This window comes from Streptomyces sp. NPDC036815 (genome assembly GCF_055609205.1).
Window position 1 is genome coordinate 1 of the sequence record NZ_JBVJPW010000020.1, and the last position, 22,516, is coordinate 22,516.

Annotated in this window: 19 protein-coding genes and 1 pseudogene; 11 read left to right on the plus strand and 9 right to left on the minus strand. The window is 72.4% G+C overall.

The window, feature by feature from the left end; translation table 11 throughout:
- The 3 genes and pseudogenes from ACZ69I_RS30490 to adhE all read left to right on the plus strand — a co-directional run.
- Positions 1-195: pseudogene (locus ACZ69I_RS30490) on the plus strand (slipin family protein); the annotation flags it as partial.
- Between the two features lie 278 nt (positions 196-473).
- Complete coding sequence (locus tag ACZ69I_RS30495) at positions 474-1,553, plus strand: S1 family peptidase (RefSeq protein WP_470835799.1); 1,080 nt, start codon at positions 474-476, stop codon at positions 1,551-1,553.
- A gap of 179 nt (positions 1,554-1,732) precedes the next feature.
- Positions 1,733-4,366 carry a bifunctional acetaldehyde-CoA/alcohol dehydrogenase gene (gene adhE, locus ACZ69I_RS30500; protein ID WP_470835800.1) on the plus strand — a complete coding sequence of 878 codons (2,634 nt, stop codon included), beginning with the start codon at positions 1,733-1,735 and terminating at the stop codon, positions 4,364-4,366.
- Positions 4,367-4,384: 18 nt separating this feature from the next.
- On the opposite strand, the gene ACZ69I_RS30505 is transcribed toward adhE, so the two are convergent.
- A complete protein-coding gene (locus ACZ69I_RS30505) occupies positions 4,385-5,533 on the minus strand; it encodes an AAA family ATPase (protein WP_470835801.1) in 1,149 nt (382 codons plus the stop codon).
- 89 nt (positions 5,534-5,622) lie between these two features.
- The gene (locus ACZ69I_RS30510) at positions 5,623-6,669 is read right to left on the minus strand and encodes a DUF3533 domain-containing protein (RefSeq protein WP_470835802.1); all 1,047 of its coding nucleotides are present in this window, start codon (positions 6,667-6,669) and stop codon (positions 5,623-5,625) included.
- A gap of 183 nt (positions 6,670-6,852) precedes the next feature.
- Between ACZ69I_RS30510 and ACZ69I_RS30515 the strand changes: the two genes are divergently transcribed.
- On the plus strand, positions 6,853-10,326 hold the full coding sequence (locus tag ACZ69I_RS30515; protein ID WP_470835803.1) for a DNA polymerase III subunit alpha: 3,474 nt from the start codon (positions 6,853-6,855) through the stop codon (positions 10,324-10,326).
- Positions 10,323-11,318, plus strand: a complete 996-nt coding sequence (locus ACZ69I_RS30520; protein WP_470835804.1) for a DNA polymerase Y family protein — start codon at positions 10,323-10,325, stop codon at positions 11,316-11,318. The genes ACZ69I_RS30515 and ACZ69I_RS30520 overlap by 4 nt, the downstream gene beginning before the upstream one ends.
- A gap of 58 nt (positions 11,319-11,376) precedes the next feature.
- On the opposite strand, the gene ACZ69I_RS30525 is transcribed toward ACZ69I_RS30520, so the two are convergent.
- Positions 11,377-12,435, minus strand: coding sequence for a vWA domain-containing protein (locus ACZ69I_RS30525; RefSeq protein ID WP_467680572.1), 1,059 nt, complete (start codon positions 12,433-12,435; stop codon positions 11,377-11,379).
- A 261-nt stretch (positions 12,436-12,696) separates the two neighbouring features.
- Here ACZ69I_RS30525 and ACZ69I_RS30530 point away from each other — a divergent pair, with 261 nt between their 5' ends.
- Complete coding sequence (locus tag ACZ69I_RS30530) at positions 12,697-13,569, plus strand: esterase/lipase family protein (RefSeq protein ID WP_470835805.1); 873 nt, start codon at positions 12,697-12,699, stop codon at positions 13,567-13,569.
- A 91-nt stretch (positions 13,570-13,660) separates the two neighbouring features.
- Here the strand turns inward: ACZ69I_RS30530 and ACZ69I_RS30535 are convergent, their stop codons facing one another.
- Positions 13,661-14,674, minus strand: coding sequence for a lytic polysaccharide monooxygenase (locus ACZ69I_RS30535; RefSeq protein WP_470835806.1), 1,014 nt, complete (start codon positions 14,672-14,674; stop codon positions 13,661-13,663).
- 221 nt (positions 14,675-14,895) lie between these two features.
- Positions 14,896-15,582 (minus strand): response regulator, encoded by a 687-nt coding sequence (locus tag ACZ69I_RS30540; protein ID WP_467680578.1) that lies wholly within the window; start codon positions 15,580-15,582, stop codon positions 14,896-14,898.
- Positions 15,583-15,709: 127 nt separating this feature from the next.
- Between ACZ69I_RS30540 and ACZ69I_RS30545 the strand changes: the two genes are divergently transcribed.
- From ACZ69I_RS30545 to ACZ69I_RS30560, 4 genes are read left to right on the plus strand one after another with little or no spacing between them, the layout of a single operon-like run.
- Positions 15,710-16,693, plus strand: a complete 984-nt coding sequence (locus ACZ69I_RS30545) for a Bug family tripartite tricarboxylate transporter substrate binding protein (RefSeq protein WP_470835913.1) — start codon at positions 15,710-15,712, stop codon at positions 16,691-16,693.
- Positions 16,690-17,220 (plus strand): tripartite tricarboxylate transporter TctB family protein, encoded by a 531-nt coding sequence (locus ACZ69I_RS30550; protein ID WP_467680580.1) that lies wholly within the window; start codon positions 16,690-16,692, stop codon positions 17,218-17,220. The genes ACZ69I_RS30545 and ACZ69I_RS30550 overlap by 4 nt, the downstream gene beginning before the upstream one ends.
- Position 17,221: 1 nt before the next feature.
- Positions 17,222-18,730: a tripartite tricarboxylate transporter permease gene (locus ACZ69I_RS30555; RefSeq protein ID WP_467680582.1), complete on the plus strand. Its 1,509-nt coding sequence runs from the start codon at positions 17,222-17,224 to the stop codon at positions 18,728-18,730.
- Positions 18,727-19,200 carry a GNAT family N-acetyltransferase gene (locus ACZ69I_RS30560; RefSeq protein WP_467680583.1) on the plus strand — a complete coding sequence of 158 codons (474 nt, stop codon included), beginning with the start codon at positions 18,727-18,729 and terminating at the stop codon, positions 19,198-19,200. The genes ACZ69I_RS30555 and ACZ69I_RS30560 overlap by 4 nt, the downstream gene beginning before the upstream one ends.
- A gap of 18 nt (positions 19,201-19,218) precedes the next feature.
- Here the strand turns inward: ACZ69I_RS30560 and ACZ69I_RS30565 are convergent, their stop codons facing one another.
- The 3 genes from ACZ69I_RS30565 to ACZ69I_RS30575 all read right to left on the minus strand — a co-directional run bounded on the left by ACZ69I_RS30565 (position 19,219) and on the right by ACZ69I_RS30575 (position 20,878).
- Positions 19,219-19,359 carry a hypothetical protein gene (locus ACZ69I_RS30565; protein WP_361728517.1) on the minus strand — a complete coding sequence of 47 codons (141 nt, stop codon included), beginning with the start codon at positions 19,357-19,359 and terminating at the stop codon, positions 19,219-19,221.
- A gap of 93 nt (positions 19,360-19,452) precedes the next feature.
- Positions 19,453-19,959 (minus strand): ribonuclease FAU-1 family protein, encoded by a 507-nt coding sequence (locus ACZ69I_RS30570; RefSeq protein ID WP_470835807.1) that lies wholly within the window; start codon positions 19,957-19,959, stop codon positions 19,453-19,455.
- Positions 19,940-20,878 carry a GNAT family N-acetyltransferase gene (locus ACZ69I_RS30575; RefSeq protein ID WP_467680588.1) on the minus strand — a complete coding sequence of 313 codons (939 nt, stop codon included), beginning with the start codon at positions 20,876-20,878 and terminating at the stop codon, positions 19,940-19,942. The genes ACZ69I_RS30570 and ACZ69I_RS30575 overlap by 20 nt, the downstream gene beginning before the upstream one ends.
- 111 nt (positions 20,879-20,989) lie before the next feature.
- Here ACZ69I_RS30575 and ACZ69I_RS30580 point away from each other — a divergent pair, with 111 nt between their 5' ends.
- On the plus strand, positions 20,990-21,370 hold the full coding sequence (locus tag ACZ69I_RS30580) for a GntR family transcriptional regulator (RefSeq protein WP_389717026.1): 381 nt from the start codon (positions 20,990-20,992) through the stop codon (positions 21,368-21,370).
- A 38-nt stretch (positions 21,371-21,408) separates the two neighbouring features.
- Here ACZ69I_RS30580 and ACZ69I_RS30585 read toward each other — a convergent pair whose 3' ends face one another.
- Positions 21,409-22,503 (minus strand): DUF5925 domain-containing protein, encoded by a 1,095-nt coding sequence (locus tag ACZ69I_RS30585; RefSeq protein WP_467680591.1) that lies wholly within the window; start codon positions 22,501-22,503, stop codon positions 21,409-21,411.
- Positions 22,504-22,516 lie beyond the last annotated feature (13 nt).

The following is a 22,516-nucleotide window of genomic DNA, read 5'->3' on the forward strand; positions in this document are numbered from 1 at the left end:
CGCCTCCTGCAGACCGTGGTGGCCGTCGCCGCCGAGAAGAACTCCACCCTCGTCCTGCCCTTCCCCGTCGAACTCCTCCGCTTCCTGGAACGGGCCCAGCAGGCGCCGCCCGCGAAGCTGCCGGAATCCGGTGCGCGGGGCGCGGAAGCGGGGGGTCCGGAGCCCTCCGGAGGGGCGAGAACCGGACAGGACTAGTCCTCACAGGCTGACGATCCTTCCTCGCGCGCGGTGTTTGCAGAGGGAACCGACGTGGCGGGACCTGCCCGCCCGACGCACAGGGGGCGCGCGATCGTTCCCACGTGCGCGTCCGGAAGTAGACCTTGTGTGCGACCTGAGGGCATCGGGATAGTGGGCCGGGCCAAATTGGCATGGACGCGGCTTCTTCAGCGTGGCGACTCCGTGCCGCGTAAGCCTTGCGGTCCGTCAGGCCCCCACGCCGGACGGACCGTTCCCCCCACAGGAGGTCGTGAGCTTTGAAGCACCGACGCATACCCAAGCGCCGTGCCGCCGTGGCAGGCGCGGGCATCGCCGCGCTGGTCGCCGCGGGAATCACCTTCCAGAGTGCGAACGCGAGCGAGAACTCCCCGGCCCCCACGCCGGACACCCTCTCCGTGGCGAAGGCCGGAAAGCTCGCCTCGGCCCTCGGCAAGGACCTCGGCGCGGACGCCGCGGGAACGTACTACGACGCCAAGGCCAGGTCCCTCGTCGTGAACGTGCTGAACAAGAGCGCGGCGGACGCGGTCGAGTCGGCGGGCGGCAGGGCGAGAATCGTCGAGAACTCCCTGGCCGAGCTGAAGAGCGCTCGCGCCACGCTCGACGACAGGGCCGCCGTCCCCGGCACCTCGTGGGCGATGGACCCGGCGACCAACAAGGTGGTCGTCACGGCGGACCGCACGGTCGAGGGCGCCGCGCTCGACAAGGTCGGCGCGGTCGTGAAGAAGCTCGGCGGCAAGGCCGAACTCAAGCGGAGCAAGGGCGAGTACAAGGCCTTCATCGCCGGCGGCGACGCGATCTGGGGGAGCGGCTCGCGCTGCTCGCTCGGCTTCAACGTCGTCAAGGGCGGCGAGCCGTACTTCCTGACGGCCGGCCACTGCGGCAACGCGGTGAAGAGCTGGTCCGACGCGCAGGGCGGCGGTGAGATCGGCACCACGCAGGAGTCGAGCTTCCCCGACAACGACTACGCCCTGGTGAAGTACACGGCCGACACCCCGCACCCCAGCGAGGTGAACCTCTACGGCGGCACCCAGGCGATCAGCAAGGCCGGGGACGCCACGGTCGGCCAGAAGGTGACGCGCAGCGGCAGCACCACCCAGGTCCACGACGGTGAGGTCACCGCGCTCGACGCCACGGTGAACTACCAGGAGGGCCAGGTGCACGGCCTGATCCAGACCACGGTCTGCGCCGAGCCCGGCGACAGCGGCGGCGCGCTCTTCGCCGGCGACACCGCGCTGGGGCTGACCTCGGGCGGCAGCGGCGACTGCTCCGCGGGCGGCGAGACGTTCTTCCAGCCGGTGCCGGAGGCCCTGTCGGCCTACGGTGCGGAAATCGGCTGAGCCCGACCGGAAACCTCCGCCCCGCCCCCGCGAAACGCGGGGGCGGGGCTTTTTCCCGGGGCGCGCCCAGGCAGGACCTTCGACCTGCCCCGCGAGGCCCTTTTCCGGCGCTCCGACCGCTCGTACGGGTGTCGAATCGAGGTGGCACGGAAAAAGGTCTCATCGAAGGAGAACCTGTCATGCAGGCCAAGGAGATGGTGGACGGACTGGTGGCGAGGGCGCTCGTCGCGCTCGACCGTTTCGAGGCGTACGACCAGGAGCGTGTCGACCACATCGTCACGAAGGCCTCGCTGGCCGCCCTGGGCCGGCACGGGGAGCTGGCGCGGCAGGCGGTCGAGGAGACCGGCCGCGGCCTCTTCGAGGACAAGGCCGTCAAGAACCTCTTCGCCTGCGAGCACGTCGTCAACGCGATGCGCGGCCTGAAGACCGCGGGTGTCGTCTCCCGCGACGAGCTGAACGGCGTCACCGAGATCGCCGAACCGGTCGGCGTCGTCTGCGCGATGACCCCGGTGACCAACCCGACCTCGACCACCGTCTTCAAGGCGCTCATCGCCCTGAAGACCCGCAACCCGATCGTCTTCGCCTTCCACCCGAGCGCCCGGCGCTGCTCCGCCGAGGCCGCCCGCGTCGTGCGGGACGCCGCGGTCGAGGCGGGCGCCCCCGAGGACTGCGTGCAGTGGATCGAGGAGCCCTCGATGGAGGCCACCGGTCTCCTCATGCACCACGAGGGCGTCTCCACGATCCTCGCCACCGGCGGCAACGCGATGGTCAGGGCCGCCTACTCCTGCGGCAAGCCCGCGCTCGGCGTCGGCGCCGGGAACGTCCCCGCGTACGTCACCCGAAGCGGCAAGCTGCGCCGGGCCGTGCACGACATCGTGCTCTCCAAGGCCTTCGACCACGGCATGGTCTGCGCCTCCGAGCAGGCCGTCATCCTCGACGCGGAGATCTACGCCGAGGGGCTCGCGGAGTTCGAGCGGCTCGGCGCGTACGTCGTCACGGCGGCCGAGAAGACCAAGCTGGAGGAGTTCGTCTTCGGCACGACGGCCTTCGCCGAGAACTGCTCCGGCGCGAAGCTCAACGCGGACGTCGTCGGCAGGTCCCCGCGGTGGATCGCCGAACAGGCCGGGTTCGCCGTGCCCGAGGGCACCTCCGTCATCGTCGCCGAGTGCGCGGAGGTCGGCGAGAGCGAGCCGCTCACCCGCGAGAAGCTCTCCCCGATACTGGCCGCCCTGAAGGCGGACTCGACCGAGCACGGCCTCGAACTGGCCGCCGGGATGGTCGAGTTCCACGGCCTCGGGCACAGCGCCGCCATCCACACCGAGGACGAGGAGCTCGCCGAGGAGTTCGGCAGACGCGTCAAGGCGGTCCGCGTCATCGTCAACGCGCCCTCCACCTTCGGCGGTATCGGCGACGTCTACAACTCCTTCCTGCCCTCGCTCACCCTCGGCTGCGGCAGCTACGGACACAACTCGGTGTCCGGCAACGTCTCCGCGGTCAACCTGGTCAACATCAAGCGGATCGGACGGCGCAACACCAACATGCAGTGGTTCAAGGTCCCTCCGAAGATCTACTTCGAGCGCAACTCCCTGCGGTACCTGGGGGAGATGGAGGGCATCGGACGCGTCTCGATCGTGACGGACAGGACCATGTCGGAGCTCGGGTTCGTCGCCCGTGTGACCGACATCCTCGCGGCCCGCCCCGAGGCCGTCACCGTCCAGGTCATCGACAACGTCGAGCCGGACCCGGAGCTCGCGACGGTACGGGCCGGGGCCGCGCTGATGCGGGACTTCGGCCCCGACACGATCATCGGGCTCGGCGGCGGCTCGCCGATGGACGCGGCGAAGATCATGTGGCTGATGTACGAGCACCCGGAGGTCGAGTTCGCGGACACCAAGGAGAAGTTCTTCGACATCCGCAAGCGCGCCTTCAGGTTCCCCGGCCTCGGCGCGAAGGCGCGGATGGTGGCCGTCCCGACCACCTCGGGCACGGGCAGCGAGGTCACCCCCTTCGCCGTCATCTCCGACCCGGCGGCCGCCCGGAAGTACCCCCTCGCCGACTACGCGCTCACCCCGAACGTGGCGATCGTCGACCCGGTCCTGCCGATGGGGCTCCCGCCGACGGTCACCGCCGACTCCGGCTTCGACGCGCTGACCCACGCCACCGAGGCGTACGTCTCCGCCTACTCCAACGACTACACCGACGGCCTCTGCCTCCAGGCGATCAGGCTCATCTTCGGGAACCTGGAGCGGTGCGTCGTGAACGGGGCCGCGGACCCCGAGGCGCGCGAGAGGATGCACAACGCCTCGACCGTCGCGGGCATGGCCTTCGCCAACGCCTTCCTCGGCCTGGTGCACGCCATGGCCCACACCCTCGGCAACACCTTCCACGTCTCCCACGGCCGCACCAACGCGCTCCTGCTGCCGCACGTCATCCGGCACAACGGCACGGTGTCCGGCAAGGCGACGCCGTGGCCGAAGGCGGAGGTCTACCGGGCGCCCGAGCGGTTCCAGGAGATCGCCCGGACGCTGGGCCTGGCGGCGGCTTCCCCGGAGGAGGGCGTCGAGTCCTATGCACGCGCCGTCGAGGAGCTGCGTGCCACGTGCGGGATCCCCGCGTCCTTCGCCGAGGAGGGCGTGGACGAGGAGGCCTTCATCGCCGCTCTGCCGCAGCAGGCGATGAACGCGTACGCCGATCAGTGCGCGCCCGCCAACCCCCGCATGCCGATGCTCTCCGAGATGGAGGGGATCATGCGGCGGGCGTACTACGGGGACGGGCCCCGCAGGGGTGCGGGGAACCGCGCGACCGGCCACTGACGACCCGCGGGTCCGGATTCACCGCTTCGGCCAGTACCACAGCGGTTCGTCCAGGAAGCCTTCCCGGCCCGCCACCGTCGTCCGGCCCGACTCCTTGAGCAGTTCTATGGAGTTGACGTCGACACGGTGGCGGGCCGCGCCCTTGGCCACCGCCTCGGCGAGGGGGCGGGCGTGGGTCACCAGGACGATCTGCGTGTCCCGCGTCGCGGCGACGATCAGGTCGGCGAGGGGGCGCAGCAGGTCCGGGTGCAGGCTCGTCTCCGGCTCGTTCAGGACGAGGAGGGCGGGCGGGCGCGGGGTGAGCAGCGCGGCGGCCCACAGGAGGTAGCGCAGGGTGCCGTCGGACAGCTCGGCCGGGCCGAGGGGGCGCAGCAGGCCGCGCTGGTGCAGCTGGAGTTCGAAGCGTCCGCCGTTGTCGACGACGCGGACCCGGCTGCCCGGGAAGGCGTCGTCCACCGCGTCGTCGAGCGCCCGGTCGTCGCCGGTCTCGCGGATGGTCTGCAGGGCGGCGGCCAGGTCGGCGCCGTCGTGGGCGAGGACGGGGGTGCGGGTGCCGACGCGGGCGGCGCGGGCGGGTGCGTCGGCGTCGGTGCGCACGTGGTCGTAGAACCGCCAGGAGCGGATCAGCTCGCGCAGCCGCAGCAGGTCGGGCGCGAGCTGCGGGTCGGCGAACTCGCTGAGCATGCTGTCGTACGGACGGATGCCCTGGGTGCGGTGCCGGCCGCCGTCCGCCGTACGGGTGCGCACGGCGGGGCCCGCGCGGTCGCAGAGCAGCGAGGCGGGCCGCAGGACGGGCCCGGCCCAGGTGGACTCGCGCTTGATCTCGGGGTCGAGGGCGAACATGGAGGGGGCGCCGCCGGGGCCCGCGCCGCTGGACTGGGGGAGGCCGAAGTCGACCGCGTACCCGAACTCGTCGCCCGCGAAGCCCAGCTTCAGGCCCGCGGGCTCCGCCTTGCGCTCGCCGGCCCAGAGCGCGGAGGGCAGGCCGCCCTCGCGGGCGAGGGCGGCGACGGCGCCGCCCGTGGCCGAGTCGGCGAGCAGCCGCAGGGCGCGGTACAGGCTGGACTTGCCCGTGCCGTTCGCCCCCGTGATCACGTTCAGCCGGTCCAGCGGGACGATCAGCTTGCGCAGGGAGCGGTAGTTCTCGACGGCGAGTGTGCGGATCATGCGTTCCAGCCTCGCACCCGGGTCTGACAGCACGCGGTCTGACCTTCACCCCCGGGAGGGCGAAGGCCGGGGCCGGGGCGGGGCTCAGGTCACCCGATGCCTCTGCCGTAGCTCGTGCCGCTGAGGTCGATCGAGCTGCTGTGCGGCGTCCTGCGGCGGGCGGACAGGGCGATGGTGACGACGACGCCGACGACGGCCCAGGCGGAGAGGACCAGGAGCGCGCGGGTGATCGAGTTGCCTTCGAAGTAGGCGATGGAGCGGGCCACCCAGGTGCCGGCGCCCGGCGGCAGCCAGGGCCCGATCGCCTGCCAGAAGGGCGGCAGCATCGGCAGCGGGAAGGCGCCGCCCGCGCTCGGGTTGCCGCCGATGACGATGAGGAGGACGGCCAGGCCGATGCCCACGATGCCGGTGAGCGCCTGCAGGGCGAGCGTGATCGCGCCAACTCCGAAGATCACCAGGGCGCCGAGGCCGCTCAGGCCCAGGACGCTGCCGGGCAGGGCGCCGAGGATCGGCCCGATGATGACCGCGCCGCCCAGTCCGCCGACGATCGAGTAGAGCGCCATGGTGCCGAGCCTGATGACCGCGCGCGGCACGTTGGCGGCGCGGGAGCCCGCGCTGATCGCGAGGATCGACGCGCACAGATAGCCGCCGACGCACCAGCCGACGACCAGGTAGAAGGACGAGAGGCCGTTGAAGTCCTGCCCGGAGGCGGGGGCCACGTCGTCGGTCCTCACCGTGCGCTTCTGGGCCGCGTCGACCTCGGAGACGAGCTCGGTGAGGGTCCTGGAGAGGGCGGTGCCGCCGCCGGACGCGACCAGGAGGGTGTCGTTGGTGCCCTTCGGGTCGACGAGCAGGGCGCCGTCGATGTCGCGGTTCATGATCTGGCGGCGGGCCGTGGCCTCGTCCTTGAGGACCCGGGGGTCGAGCGGTTCGCCGGAGAGCTTCTTCAGACGGTCGGCCGTCTGCTCGGCCGCGGGGCCGGGGGCGACCACTCCGAAGGACACGTCCTTGGGTTTCGGATGGTGCAGGGCCCCCACGTAGGAGGCGATGAACAGCAGCTGCAGGGCGAGTACGCCGATGACGAGCAGGGCTGCTCGCGGGGTGACGGCGCTCTTGAATTCGTCGGCGAAGCTCATGCCTCAACGCTCGGGGGCCGCGGGCGTTCTCGCAGGTGGGATGGGCCGAACGGACGACAGGAAGGGGGCGGGGCGGCCCTCGATCATGAATCGAACGTATGTGTCGTACGTAAGTTCGAAACTGGTCTATGGTGGAGACGGGGGATGTGAGATCGGATCGGTTCGGGGTGCCAGGAGGTGCGTGTGTCAGGGTTCACGCATCTGCACACCGTCTCCGGGTTCTCCCCGCGGTACGGGGCCTCGCACCCGGAGCGGCTCGCCGAGCGCGCCGCCGAGCGGGGCATGGACGCCCTCGCCCTCACCGACCGGGACACCCTCGCGGGCGCCGTCCGGTTCGCCAAGGCCTGCGCCAAGGCGGGCGTACGGCCGCTGTTCGGGGCCGAGCTCGCCGTGGGGGCGCCCGCCCCGGAGACCGGCGCACGGCGGCGGGCCCCCGTGCGCGGCGGCGCCTTCGTCGACGAGTCGGCCCCGCGCGTCACCTTCCTCGCCCGGGACGGCGCCACCGGCTGGGCCGCGCTCTGCCGTCTGATCACCGCGGCACACCGCGCCGACGCCGCCGGCGGGCCACCCGTCCTGCCGTGGCAGGAGAACCATGGAGAGGGCCTGACCGTCCTGCTCGGCCCGGCATCCGACGTGGCGCGCGCGCTCGCCGCGGGCCGCCCCGACCGCGCCGCCCGCCTCCTCGCCCCCTGGCGCGAGCGCTACGGCGACGCGCTGCGCCTGGAGTCCGTCTGGCACGGCCGCGAGGGCACGGGCCCCGGCTCGCTGCGGCTCGCCGCGCGCACCGTCGGCTTCGCCGCCGAGCAGGGCGTACGTCCCGTGCTGAGCAACGCCGTGCGCTACGCCGACCCCGGCCAGGGTCCCGTCGCCGACGTCCTCGACGCCGCGCGCCGCCTCGTCCCGGTCGACCCGACCAAGGAGCTCGACAGCGGCGAACGGTGGCTGAAGGGCGCGGACGACATGCTGCGCGTCGCCGAGCGCGTCGTCGAGGCGGCGGGCTTCCGCGGCGACACCGCCCACCGCCTGCTCGAACAGACGCGGGCGGCCGCCGCCGAGTGCCTCGTCGACCCCGAGGACGACATCGGCATCGGGTCCGTGCGCTTCCCCGAGCCGCACCTGGTCGGCGCCGGGCGCCGCACCGCGCAGCGCGTCCTCGCCTCACGGGCGGCGGCGGGCATGGTGCGGCGCGGCTACGACACCCGCCGCGCGTACTGGGAGCGGATGCACCACGAGCTGGACATCATCGGCCACCACGGCTACGCCTCCTACTTCCTGACCGTCGCCCAAGTCGTCGACGACGTACGGGACCTGGGCATCCGGGTCGCGGCGCGCGGCTCCGGCGCGGGGTCTCTGGTCAACCACCTCATCGGCATCGCGCACGCCGACCCCGTCGAGCACGGGCTGCTCATGGAGCGGTTCCTGTCCAAGCGGCGGCACGTCCTGCCGGACATCGACATCGACGTCGAGTCGGCCCGCCGTCTGGAGGTCTACCGCGCGATCATCGGCCGCTTCGGCACCGAGCGGGTCGCGACGGTCGCCATGCCAGAGACCTACCGCGTACGGCACGCCGTACGCGATGTGGGTGCCGCCCTGTCCATGGACCCGGCCGAGATCGACAGGATCGCGAAGGCCTTCCCGCACGTCCGCGCGCGCGACGCCCGCGCCGCGATGGAGGAGCTGCCCGAACTGCGGCAGATCGCCGCGGAGCTGGGCGGCAGGGACCGGCTGTGGGAGCTGGTCGAGGCGCTTGACGCGCTGCCGCGCGGCGTCGCCATGCACCCGTGCGGGGTGCTGCTCTCCGACGCCTCGCTGCTCGCCCGCACCCCCGTGGTGCCGACCAGCGGCGAGGGCCTGCCCATGTCGCAGTTCGACAAGGAGGACGTCGAGGACCTCGGCCTGCTCAAGCTGGACGTGCTCGGCGTGCGGATGCAGTCGGCGATGGCGCACGCGGTGGCGGAGGTCGAGCGGGCCACGGGCGATGTGGTGGATCTCGACGACCCGCGCCAGGTCCCGCCGGGCGATCCGGCGACGTACCGGCTCATCAAGTCCACCGAGACGCTCGGCTGCTTCCAGATCGAGTCGCCGGGCCAGCGGGACCTGGTCGGGCGGCTGCAGCCCGCGACCTTCCACGACCTGGTGGTCGACATCTCGCTGTTCCGGCCGGGGCCGGTCGCCGCCGACATGGTGCGGCCCTTCATCGAGTCCCGGCACGGCCGCGCGCCCGTCCGCTACCCGCACCCGGACCTGACGGAGCCGCTGAAGGAGACGTACGGCGTCGTCGTCTTCCACGAGCAGATCATCGAGATCGTGAACATCATGACCGGCTGCGGACGCGACGAGGCGGACCGGGTGCGGCGCGGGCTCTCCGACCCCGATTCGCAGGGGCGGATCCGCTTCTGGTTCGCGCAGCACGCGGCGGCCAGGGGGTACGACGCGGAGACGATCGGCCGCACCTGGGAGATCGTCGAGGCCTTCGGTTCGTACGGCTTCTGCAAGGCGCACGCGGTGGCCTTCGCCGTGCCGACGTACCAGTCGGCCTGGCTGAAGGCCCATCATCCGGCCGCCTTCTACGCCGGGTTGCTCACGCACGACCCCGGCATGTACCCGAAGCGGCTGCTGCTCGCGGACGCGCGGCGGCGCGGGGTGCCGATCCTGCCGCTTGACGTGAACCGGTCCGCGGTCGCTCACCGTATCGAACTGGTGTCCGGTTCCGACTCGGCGTCCGGTTCCGGCGCGGCTCCGGACCGGTGGGGCCTGCGCCTCGCGCTCAGCGACGTGCACGGCATCAGCGAGGCCGAGGCCGCGCGGATCGCCGACGGACAGCCCTACGCCTCGCTCGTCGACTTCTGGGAGCGCGCCAGGCCCTCGAAGCCGGTCGCGCAACGGCTCGCGCAGGTCGGCGCGCTCGACGCGTTCGGCGCCAACCGCCGCGACCTGCAACTGCACCTCGCCGAGCTGCGACGCGGCGCACGGGGCGCGGCCGGTGCCCAACTGCCCCTGGCCGACGGGCGGAAGACGGCCCCCGCGGGCCTGCCCGACCTGGACGACGCGGAACGGCTCAGTGCCGAACTGGGCGTCCTCGGCATGGACTCCTCGCGCCACCTCATGGGGGATCACCGCGGCTTCCTGGAGGAGCTCGGCGTGTTCAGCGCCCGTCGCCTGCGCGAGGCCGAACACGGCGCGACCGTCCTGGTCGCGGGCGCCAAGGCCGCCACCCAGACCCCGCCGATCCGCTCCGGCAAACGCGTCATCTTCACCACCCTGGACGACGGCACGGGCCTGGTCGACCTGGCCTTCTTCGACGACGCCCACGAGCGGTGCGCGCACACCGTCTTCCACTCCTGGCTGCTGCTCGTGCGCGGCGTGGTGCAGCGCCGCGGACCGCGCAGCCTCAGCGTGGTGGGCGCGGCGGCGTGGAACCTGGCGGACCTGGTGGAGACGCGGAAGGAGGGCGGACTGGACGCGGTGGCGCGGCGCCTGGCGGAACCGGAGCCCGGACCCGCGTCCGAGGAGGAGCCGGGCCCGGCCGGCGGTCGCCGCATCCGGCTGGCCAACGGATACGAGATGCACCCCTGGGCGGATCTGCGCCCGGCGGGCGAGGGGCCGGCGGGCAGCGGCAGGAAGTTGTGGCACCGGAGTCCGGGGAGCGCGGGATGAACAACAGGACCACCACCCTCTACGTGCGTTTCCTGCTGCCGCCCATGTACGAGGCCGTGCTGCCGCAACTCATCGCTCTGCTCGGCGAGTTCACCCCGCAGGTCGAGGCGCTCCCGCCGGACGCCGCGCTCGTCGACGTGCGCGGCGCGCGCCGGTACTTCCGGCGGGGCGCCGTCGAACTCGCCGCGCTGATCCGGGTACGGGCCCTCGCGCTGTACGGGGTGGAGTGCGCGATCGGCGCGGGGCCCGGCCCGATGCTGGCGCGGATGGCCGCGCGGGGGGCCGCGCCGGGGACGACCCGCGCGGTGCCCGAAGGGGCGGACGGCGTGGCGGAGTTCCTCGCGGGGCGGCCGGTCGGCGAGCTGCCCGGGATCGGCCGCGCCACCGCCCGCACCCTCTGCGAGTACGGCCTCGACACCCTGGAGAAGGTTGGCGCCGCGCCCCTGTCCACCCTGCAGCGGCTCGTCGGCGCCCGCGCGGGCCGCGAGCTGCGCGAGAAGGCACGGGGTGTCGACCGCACCCTGGTCGTGCCGAACGCCGCCGCGCGCTCGGTCGCCGTCGAACGCCCCTTCCCCCGCGACGAGCTGGACCCCTCCCGGCACCGCCGCGCCCTGCTCTCCGGCGCCGAGGAGCTGGGCGTCAGGATGCGCGGGGAGGCCCAGGTGTGCCGCACGCTGACCCTCACCGTGCGCTACGCGGACCGCACCGGATACTCGACGATCACCCGGAGCCGGACCCTGCCCGAGCCGACCGCCCACTCCGCCGCGCTGACCGCGGCCGCCTACCGCATGTACGAGACGCTCGGCCTGCAGCGCGCCCGGGTGCGGGCCGTGTCCCTGCGCGCCGAGGGGATCGGGCCCGCCGAACGCGCCGCCCACCAGCTGACGTTCGACCCGGTGGACGAGAAGGCCCGCCGGATCGAGGAGGTGGCCGACCGGGCGCGGAAGAAGTTCGGCCCCGGCGCGATCGTGCCGGGGACGCTGGCGGCGTGACCGGTTCCCGCGCTTACCGGCTCCGCGCTTGCCGGGGCCGCGTGCCTCGGACCACGCCTCAGACCATGATGAGCAACCGCGTCTTCGGCTTGAGCTTCCTGTTCACCGAACGGCTCTGCACGTAGACCTCCAGCTCGGGGTTGTTCCCGGCCTTCACCGATACGGTCCCCTGGATCCCCGTGCCGAACAGCAGGCTGCGCGCCGCGTCGCCCGTGTAGGCGCGGTCGGTGTCCTTCTCGACCACGATGACCTCCTTGTCCGGCTGGACCTGGGCGCGGGCGCCCAACTGGTAGTAGCAGGAGCCGCGTTCGTACGTCACGCCCGGGTGGGAGTCGACGAACGGGCGGATCTCGGCCTCCTTGTCGACCTTCAGGAGCCGGTACTTGTTCGCCGGGATGGGCTCCAGGTTCGCCCGGACCTCGTCGACCGAGATGTCCTGGCCGACGGCGAACAGGTTCTTCGTGCCGCGCACGCCCTGCTCGCGGGCGCGCAGGAAGCTGGTGGCGGCGGCGCGCACGGTGCCGATGGCCTCCTCGACGCCCTCCGTGGAGTCCGCGTCCCAGATGGCGATGTTGCCCGCCGGGAAGCCGTAGTTCTGGGCGGTCCGCTTGGCCAGGGAGTTCGGGACGAGGATCGCGGAGGTCCAGTGCTCCGGCAGCCCGCCCATCGTCGCCGTGATCCGGTCCAGCCAGGGGCCGAGGATGGTCATGTCGCCGTCGTGGCGCCGGTCGCCGCCGGAGGCGTTCTCCTCGCCGTCCGTCACCACGATCTGGAGGAAGCTGTGCTCGCCGTACTCCTCCCATATGTGTCCCAGGTCGTCCAGGGACTTCAGGGAGGCCTCGATGAGGGCGGTGGCTCCGTTGTTGACGCGGTACAGGCCGCGCATGGACGGCAGGTGCTTCACGTCCATGTCCCACACCAGGTTCTCCACCCGGTGGTCGAAGGAGTAGAGGCTGATCCGGGTCTCGTGGCCGAGGCTGTCCGACTCGGCCTTCAGTCCCGCCACGAACTCGTCGACGACGCGCACGAGTTGGCTCTGGTGCGGACGCATGGAACCCGAACAGTCCACGACCAGCGCGACGTGATTCACCTTGTGCTGGATCCTGTTGGCGGACATGGTTCTGCTCCTTCTCCCGGCGGCTTGGCGAGTGATTTCACTCTATGAGGGGGCACTGACAACGGCCTTCGATGCGCCGGGGCCCCGCTCCGGCCGCCGCGCTGCGACCGTGCCAGTGATCACTGGAACTTTTGCCGTCGCGCCGCTTCACTCTTCACCTACCGGCGCGTAATTTGACGTGAGCACGGCATCCTGCTGATCCGGGTCGCAGGTCGTACCTCCCCCCCCCGCAACTCCCTTGAGCCGCAAGGAGATCACACGATGCTGCCCTGGAGACGCGCGCTGCGCGCGCTCGCGGCCGCCCTGCTCGTCACGGGCGCGGCCACCCTCACCCCCGTGGCCACGGCCGCCGCGTCGACCGCCCCGGCCGGGACGTCCGCCTCGTCGAGCGGCTGGAACGACGACTCCTGCAAGCCGTCCGCCGCCCACCCCCGCCCGGTCGTCCTCGTGCACGGCACGTTCGGGAACTCCGTCGACAACTGGCTCGTCCTCGCGCCCTACCTGGTCCAGCGCGGCTACTGCGTCTTCTCCCTGGACTACGGCCAGTTGCCGGGCGTGCCCTTCTTCAACGGGCTCGGACCCATCGACAAGTCGGCCGGGCAGCTCGACGGCTTCGTCGACAAGGTGCTCGCCTCGACGGGCGCGAAGAAGGCGGACCTCGTCGGCCACTCGCAGGGCGGCATGATGCCCCGCTACTACCTCAAGTTCCTCGGCGGCGCCCAGAAGGTGAACGCCATGATCGGCCTCGCTCCCGACAACCACGGCACCACCCTGCTCGGCCTCACCAAGCTGCTGCCGTACTTCCCCGGCGTCGAGGACCTGTTGACCACGAACACCCCGGGCCTCGCCGACCAGATCGCCGGATCGCCCTTCCTGACCAAGCTCAACGCGGGCGGGGACACGGTCCCCGGCGTGCGCTACACCGTCATCGCCACCCGGTACGACGAGGTGGTCACCCCGTACCGCACCCAGTTCCTCGACGGCCCCGGCGTGCGCAACGTGACCCTGCAGGACCTGTGCCCCGTCGCCCTCTCGGAGCACGTGGCGATCGGCATCCTGGACCGCGTCGCCCACCACGAGGTGGCGAACGCGCTGGACCCGGCCCACGCGACCCCCAGCACCTGCCTGTCCTGACCCGGCCTGTCCCCACCCCGGCACGCGACGCACGAGAGCCGCCGCCCCCCGACTGCGGGGAGGCGACGGCCCTCTGCCGTACTCGGCCCGTTCAGCGCCCGTGGCGGCCGGCCGCGCGGCGGCGCGTCGTGCCGAACATCGCCGCGGCGCCGACGGCGAGGGCGGCGGCACCGCCGATCGCGAGGTACGGGGTGGTGCTGTCGCCGCCGGTCTCGGCGAGGTTGTCGTGCGCCGCGGTGACCGGCTTCTCGGCGCCGCCGTTCACCTCGGGCCGGTTGTCCCCGGCCGCCTCGTCCGCCGTGTCCGCCGTGTCCGCCGCGGGAGCGGCACCGGTGGCCTCGGCACCCGTGTGGGCGTTCGCGTCCCCGTGGCCGTGGTGCTCGACGGTGGACTTGTCGGCGCCCGCCGCGATCTCCTGCTCGGAAGGGGCGGAGGCGGCCGGGGCGGGAGCGGCGCCGGAACCGCCGGAGTCCTTGCCGAAGACGACGTCGGAGCAGGTGTAGAACGCCTCGGGGGAGTCCGAACGCTGCCAGATCGAGTAGATCAGGTGGCGGCCCGACTTGGCGGGGACCTTGCCGTCGAAGACGTAGTCGCCGTTCTCCATCTTCGGGTCGGCGACGTCGACGAACGGCTTCGCCTCCAGGTCCGACCACTTCAGGGGCTTGGCCGGGTCGTACGAGTCCTTCGTGATGTACAGCTCGAAGGAGCCCTTGTGCGGGGCGGTGCCCTTGTAGCGGAACGTGTGGTTGCCCGCGGACAGCTTGCTGGACGGCCAGTCGGCGCGCGGCAGGTCCAGGCCCTTGTACTTGTCGTTCCCGGCGCTGCACAGCTTCCCGTCGGGGATGATCTGCTTCGACTTGCCCGCGGCGTTGGCGACGTTCACCGCGTTCCAGTCGTAGAAGGCCTGCGCGCCACTGGCCGCGACCGCTGCCTTGCAGGCGGCCGACTTCGGGGACTCGGGGCCCTCCTGGAAGCACGCGGAGACCCGGCTGACCGGGTCCGTCATCGAGCCGTGCGCGGCGGCGGGCGCGGTCGACAGGGCGGTCAGGGTGAGCGGGGCGACACCGGCGGCGGCGAACGCGGCGATCTTGCGGCGGGCGGTCATGGGGGCTCTCCTCAAGCAGCGGTTGGGGGACACGGGGCGACGGCGAACGGGCGGCACAGCCCCCCGAGCACCAGCGGCACCGACGGTTCGTCATCGCCCCGGCGACCAGAAAGCTAGCCCCTGAAATCCGCGAAATCCCCTGCTGGGAGCGGTAAACGGTGATCCTTATGGTGCGGTTAAGGAAGCCTTCGGACTCCGCTCAGGTCGTGCCCGAAATGCCCTCACCCCACCCACCGGTACCGCCGCTCCGGCCGCCCCGTCCCCCCGTACCGCAGCGTCACCTCCGCGCGTCCCGTGGTCACGAAGAACTCCAGATAGCGGCGTGCGCTCACCCGGGACAGGGCACCGGCCCGCGCGCACTCCGACGCGGAGAGGCCGGACGGGTGGTCGCGCAGGGTCTGCTCCATCAGTTCCGCCGTGTGGGCGGCCAGGCCCTTCGGGAGTTCGCGGGAGCCGGGCGGGCGGGTGCCGAAGAGCTGGTCGACGTCCTCCTGGCGGGCCTCCCGCAGGCCGTCGAGCCGGGCCCGGAGCGCCGCCACGTGCCGCAACTGCTCGTGCAGGGCCGCCTGGTTGAACGGTTTGATCAGATAGTGCAGCGCACCGGCCCGCAGCGCCGCCCGGACGATCTCCGCGTCCCGCGCGGCCGTGATGAACAGGGCGTCCACCGGGCGGCACGAGGGCTCGCGCTCCTCGGCGGCGCGCAGCTCGCGCAGGACGGCGATGCCGTCCATGTCGGGCAGGTACACGTCCAGGAGGACGAGGTCGGGGCGGAGGCGCCGCACCGCGTCGACCGCCTCGGCGCCGCTGTGGGCGACCCCGGCCACGGTGAAGCCCTCCACCGCCGCGACGTACCGGCTGTGCAGCTTGGCGACCATGAAGTCGTCGTCCACGACCAGCACCCTTGTCATCGCCGCAGGCTATGGGCGCGACCACAACGACCACAACGTCCGTTGGTTCCGGAAGGGAGACAGGTCATCGACGCGCGGGCAACATGTGGGCCACCTCACACCCGACTACCGACAGGTGGTGGCACACGTGCGCCTGCGCACCCCCCTCGCCCTGCTCGGGGCCGCACTCCTCGTCCTCGTGGCGCCGCCGCTGCTCACCCCGGGCAGCGGCGCCGGGACCGGCACGCGGATCCCCGGGCTGCGCCTCATGGTGCCCAACACGCCGGGCGGCGGCTACGACATCACCGCACGCACCGCCGCGAAGAACGCCGAGGACGCCGGACTCACCCACAACATCGAGGTGTTCAACCTGCCGGGCGCGGGCGGCACCGTCGGCCTCACCCGCCTCGTCGGCGAGCACGGCAACGGCAAGCTCGCCATGTCCATGGGCCTCGGCGTCGTGGGCGCCGCCCGCTCCAACCACTCCCCGAAGACCCTCGCCGACACCACACCGATCGCCCGGCTCACCGAGGAGCAGGACGTCGTCGTGGTCGCCAAGAGCTCCCCGTACGAGACCATCGGCCAGCTCGTCGACGCCTGGCGGAAGAACCCCGGCAAGGTCACCGTCGGCGGCGGCTCGTCGCCCGGCGGGCCCGACCACCTGGCCCCGATGCTGATGGCGCGCGCCGCGGGCATCGAGCCGAAGGAGGTCAACTACGTGCCCTTCGACGGCGGCGGCGAACTGCTCGCCTCGATCCTCGGCAGCAAGGTCGCCTTCGGCGTCTCCGGAGTCGGCGAGTACCTCGACCAGATCAGATCGGGCGAGCTGCGGCTGCTCGCCGTCACCGGACCCGAGCGGGTGAAGGGCCTGGACGGGCCCACCCTCAAGGAGTCCGGCTACGACGTGGACTTCACCAACTGGCGCGGCATCGTCGCCCCGCCAGGACTCACCGACGCCGAGCGCGAGAAGCTCACCGGGCTCGTCAGGAAGCTGCACGCCTCCACGGAGTGGCGCGAGTCCCTGAAGAAGAACGGCTGGGACGACGCCTTCCTCACCGGGGAGAAGTTCGGCGACTTCCTGCGCGCCCAGGACCGGCGCGTCGTGTCGGTACTGAAGGAGCTGGGGCTGTGACCACCACCGACCTCCCGAACGAGCCGCGAAACCGCCGCTCCTGGCTGCGCGAACACTCCGAACTCGGCGTCTGCGTCCTGCTGTTGGCCCTCGGCGCGCTCGTCCTCACCGACGCGCTCACCATGGACGTCGACCTCACCCAGCGCGGTCCCATCGGCCCGAAGACCGTGCCGGTCGCCGTCGGCACCGGACTGCTCGTCGTCGCCGTCCTGCTCGCCGTCGACGTCCTGCGCGGCGGACGCGGCGAGGCCGAGGGCGGCGAGGACATCGACCTCTCCGAACCCGCCGACTGGCGCACCGTGCTGCTCCTGGCGGGCGTCTTCCTCATGACCGCCGTCCTCATCGAACCCGCAGGCTTCCCGATCGCCGGGGCGCTGCTCTTCTGGGGCGCCGCTTACGCCCTCGGCAGCCGCCACCTCGACCGCGATCCGCTCATCGCCGCCGCGCTCTCCGTCGTCACCTACGAAGTCTTCAACAACCTGCTCGGCGTGCCCCTGCCGGGCGGCCCCCTGATGGGAGTGCTGTGACATGAACGCCTTCAACTCCCTGATGGACGGCTTCGGCACGGCCCTCACACCCGTCAACCTCCTGTGGGCCGCGGTCGGCGTCCTGCTCGGCACGGCGATCGGCGTGCTGCCCGGCATCGGCCCCGCGATGGCGGTGGCCCTGCTGCTCCCGGTGACGTACGGACTCGAACCGACCGGCGCCTTCATCATGTTCGCCGGGATCTACTACGGCGCGATGTTCGGCGGCTCGACGACGTCGATCCTGCTCAACACACCGGGCGAGAGCGCGGCCGTCGTCGCCGCCATGGAGGGCCACCCGATGGCCAGGTCGGGGCGCGGCGCACAGGCTCTCGCGGCCGCCGCCATCGGGCACTTCGCGGGCGGCATGATCGGCACGACGCTCCTGGTGGTCCTCGCGCCGACGGTCGCCGACCTCGCCGTCGACATCGGCGCGCCCGACTACTTCGCCATCATGGTGCTCGCGTTCATCGCGGTCACCTCCGTGCTCGGCTCCTCGCGTATCCGCGGGCTCGCCTCGCTCCTGATCGGCCTGACCATCGGACTCGTCGGCCTCGACCAGATGACGGGCCAGCAGCGGCTCACCTTCGGCTCGCTCCAACTCGCCGACGGCGTCGACGTGGTGATCGTCGCCGTGGGCCTCTTCGCGATCGGCGAGGCCCTGTGGGTCGCCGCCCACCTGCGCCGCACCAGCGGGCAGGCGATCCCGGTCGGCCGCCCCTGGCTGGCGAGGAAGGACGTGAAGCGCACCTGGAAGGCCTGGCTGCGCGGCCCCCTCATCGGCTTCCCGTTCGGCGCGATCCCCGCGGGCGGCGCCGAGATCCCCACCTTCCTCTCGTACGTCACCGAGAAGCGCCTGTCCCGGCACAAGGAGGAGTGGGGCAAGGGCGCCATCGAGGGCGTCGCGGGCCCCGAGTCGGCCTCCTCCGCCTCGGCCGCCGGAACCCTCGTCTCCATGCTGACGCTCGGCCTGCCCACGACCGCCGTCGCCGCCGTGATGCTCGCCGCCTTCCAGCAGTACGGCATCCAGCCGGGCCCGCTCCTCTTCGAACGCGAGGCGGACCTCGTCTGGGGCCTCATCGCCTCGCTGTTCGTCGGCATGGTGCTCCTACTCGCGCTGAACCTGCCGCTGGCCCCGGTCTGGGCGAAGCTCCTGCGCATCCCGCGGCCCCACCTCTACGCGGGCATCCTCTTCTTCGCCGCCGTCGGCGCCTACGCGGTCGGCGGCGACTCCCTCGACCTGGTCATCCTGCTCGTCATCGGCCTGATCGGCTTCGGCATGCGGCGCTACGGACTGCCCGTCCTGCCCGCCGTCATCGGCGTCATCCTCGGCCCGAACGCCGAGCAACAGCTGCGCCGCGCCCTGCAGATCAGCGACGGCAGCGTCTCCGGCCTCGTCGACACGCCGTTCTCCGTGACGGTCTATGGCCTCATCGTCCTGATCGTGGCGTGGCCCTTGTTGAAGAAGGCGGTGGTGCGGTCGCGGCGCGGTGACGTAGACGTAGAGGCATGACCACCACCGAGGGTTCCACGGACATCCGCCTCGCCACCGCCGCCGACGTGCCCGCCGTGCGGGCGGTCACCGACGCGGCCTACCACCACTACATCGAACGCATCGGGCGCGTCCCCGTCCCGATGGAGGCCGACCACGCGGCCGACGTGGCGGCGGGCTTCGTGTACGTCACCGGGGACCCCGTGGTGGGTCTCCTGGTGCTCGTTCCGCGCCCGTACGAGGGGCGGCTCCTCCTGGAATCGATCGCGGTCCACCCCGATGCCGCGGGGCAGGGGGTGGGCCGGCGTCTGCTCGCCTTCGTGGACGCGCACGCGCGTGCGCTGGGGCTCATCGAGGTACGGCTCTACACCAACGCGCTGATGTGGGAGAACCAGAAGATCTACCCCCGGTACGGCTACGAGGTCGTCGAGCGCCGGATGGACGGCCCCTACGACCGCATCCACTACCGCAAGCGGCTCACGGAGAAGTGACCCGGCACCACCGCCCGTTCAGCCGTCCGGCCACCACGTCCGCTGGATGTCCTTGCGGACCTCGGGCCTCTCCCGCGGCCGGACCTCCGCCTCCTGACGCTCCCGCACCCTGCGGCTGACGGACTTGCTCGCGGGCTTGTGCGTGGTCACTCGTCGCATGGCGGCCTCCCGGCTTCCCGACTCCCTGCCTTACCGATGTCCATTCGGAGCACTCGGTAGACCTGTTGCGGCCCGCTTTCTGATCGAGGGCTGTCAGCCGATGGTCCCGAAGCCCTCGCCGCGGGCCTTCGCCTCCAGCTCGTCCAGGGCCCGGAGCGCCGCCTCGGCCGCCGCGGGATCGGCCTCCGACAGGCCGCTCGCCGCGAACTCGTCCTCGTCGAGGCGCAGTACGGCGGTGCCGTCGGCCGAGCACCACAGGTCCAGGTCGAGGTCCTCCACCGTGAGGAGCGCGCCCTCGCGGACCGCGGGGCGCGTCACGTCGCAGTACCAGCCCTTGAGGGCGCCGTCCGCGGCGTACACCTCCTTGACCGCGTACCAGCGGTCGCGCCAGTAGTGCTCGGTGAAGACGTCGCCCGGCTCGAAGCGCACGAACCCGAAGTCCCGGACGCCGGGCGCCGCCCAGGGCGCGGAGACGGTGACGCGGCTGCCGTCGTCGTGCAGCAGGCGCGCCGGATAGCGGATCTTCGTCCGGCCCGCCTTCACCAGCGCGATCTCCACGGTGGTCGTCTCCTCCACCGCGTCAGCCGAGGGTGCGGACATGGCGGACCTCCGTGTCGCAGATCTCGTAACCGAACCACTTGTTGATCGCCAGCATCGGCTCGTTCCCGGCGTCGTTGCCCGTGAACGCCTCCGTGCACCCGGCCTCGCGGGCGCGGTGCAGGGAGTCGTTCTTGGCGGCCTTGGCGAGACCGCGGCCGCGGTGGGCGCGCGCGGTGCCCGTCATGCCGGACGCGTAGCGACCCGCGCCGTCCGCACGGGCCAGGCTGAACGCCGCGGGAACGCCGTCCACCAGCGCCACGGTGGTCAGCTCCTGGCTGACCAGCGGGTGGTGCCAGGTCTCGGCGAGCCAGTGCTCGTAGTCCGTGAACTCGGCCGCCACATCGCTCGGTTCGTCGGCCACCGTCTCCGCGTCGAGCGCGAAGAGCGGCCGCGCGTCGTGCGCGAACACCGACCCGCTGACCAGCTCGACCCCGGCCGGCGGCGCCTCGCGCGGCGGCAGCGTGCCGTGCGCCAGATCGAGACGGAGGAAGTGCGCGCCGCGCCGCGCCGCGTAGCCGCGCCGGGCGGCGAAGGCGAGGTTCGCGGGGGAGTCGAGCACCCACGCGTACACGGTCCGCGCGCCCGCGCCCGCCAGATACTCCTCGGCGGTCCGCAGCAGGAGCGTTCCGGCACCCCGGCCGAGCCGCTCCGGATGGACGTAGACGTTGGCGAAGCCCTGGCCCGGCTCCGGGCTGTCGTACGCGAGCCCCACCTGCGCCGTGCCGACGATCTCGCCGTCCACCTCGGCGATCAACTGCCGGTAGCCGGAAGCCGGATGGGCCTGCGCGCGGTCGAAGGCGACCGACGCGGGAGTGGAGAGCATGGCGGGCACACAGGCCCGGCGCACCGCGGCGAAGGCGGCGTCGTCCGCGGCCGCGGACGGGGCGTCGGAGTTCAGGGCTCGCACGATCACAGTCATGGAGCCGCACGGTACGCGGGGGGCCGGGCGGGCTGCCTCTCATTTTCCGCGGGGCGAAGAGGGGGCGCGCGGGTGTCCCCGCGGGCCCGGACCGTGCGGGACAATCGCTGCGTGACATTGAAGATCGACATCGATGGGGGCGCGGGCGACGCGCCGTACGAGCAGGTCCGGGCCCAGATCGCCGGGCAGGCGAGGTCGGGGGAGCTGCCGGTCGGCTACAAGCTGCCCACCGTGCGGGGGCTCGCCGAATCGCTCGGGCTCGCGGCCAATACGGTCGCCAAGGCCTACCGGGCCCTGGAGGCCGACGGGGTCATCGAGACGCGCGGCCGCAACGGGACGTTCGTCGCCGCGGCCGGCGACGCGGCGGCCCGGACCGCGGCGGCCGAGGCGCAGGCGTACGCGGAGCGGGTGCGGCGGCTCGGGCTGTCCGAGGCGGACGCGGTGTCGGCCGTACGGGACGCGCTGCGCGCGGCCTACGGCGACGCGGGGTAGGCCTGCTTCCCGCGTACCCGGCAGGGGTGCGAGGGCGGTTACAGGTACAAGCCCGCGTCCGCGCCCTCCCGTTGGTCCGGGACCGACGTGGGGCTCGTGCCGCGGCGCAGGGCGAAGAGTTCCGCGAGCGTCGCGCCCTCGCGGCCCACGCCCTCCTCCGTGCCGAGCCACTCCACCGCCTCGGGGCGGGTCAGCGCGCCGACCTCGATGCGGGCGAGACAGCGCCCCGGGCGGACCACCGCCGGGTGCAGGCGCTCCAGGTCCTCGTTGGTCGTGACGCCCACCAGGACGTTCCTGCCCTGGCCGAGCAGCCCGTCCGTGAGGTTGAGCAGGCGCGAGAGCGCCTGGCCCGCCGTGTGCTTGGCCTCGCCGCGGATCAGCTCGTCGCAGTCCTCCAGGAGCAGCAGCCGCCAGCGGCCCTTCGCCGTCCCGTCGTCCTCGCCGATCGCGATGTCCATGAGATAGCCGACGTCGCTGAACAGCCGCTCCGGGTCGAGGACGCAGTCCACCTGGCACCAGTCGCGCCAGGACCGCGCCAGCGTGCGCAGCGCCGAGGTCTTGCCCGTGCCGGGCGGTCCGTGGAGCAGCAGGAGCCGCCCCGAGATGTCCTCGGGCGTGGTCTTCATCAGCGAGTCCATCGCGTCGGCGACCGGCGCCGTGTAGTTGGGCCGCACCTCCTCCCACGTACCGGCAGAGATCTGCCGGGTGGTGCGGTGCGGGCCGCGCCGCGGAGAGACGTACCAGAAGCCCATGGTCACGTTCTCCGGCTGGGGCTCGGGCTCGTCCTGCGCGTCGTCCGTGGCCTGCTTCAGGACCTTCTCGGCCAGCTCGGCGCTGGTCGCCGTCACCGTGACGTCCGCGCCGCGGTTCCAGCGCGAGACGAGCAGGGTCCAGCCGTCGCCCTCGGCGAGCGTCGCGCTGCGGTCGTCGTCGCGGGCCGCGCGCAGGACCGAGGCCCCGGGCGGCAGCAGCGTGGAACCGGACTTGACGCGGTCGATGTTCGCGCTGTGCGAGAAGGGCTGCTCACCCGTGGCGAAACGGCCGAGGAAGAGCGCGTCCACGACATCCGACGGGGAGTCGCTGTCGTCGACGTTGAGCCGGATCGGCAGGGCGTCCTGTGGGTTCGCAGACATGCCGCCATGATCC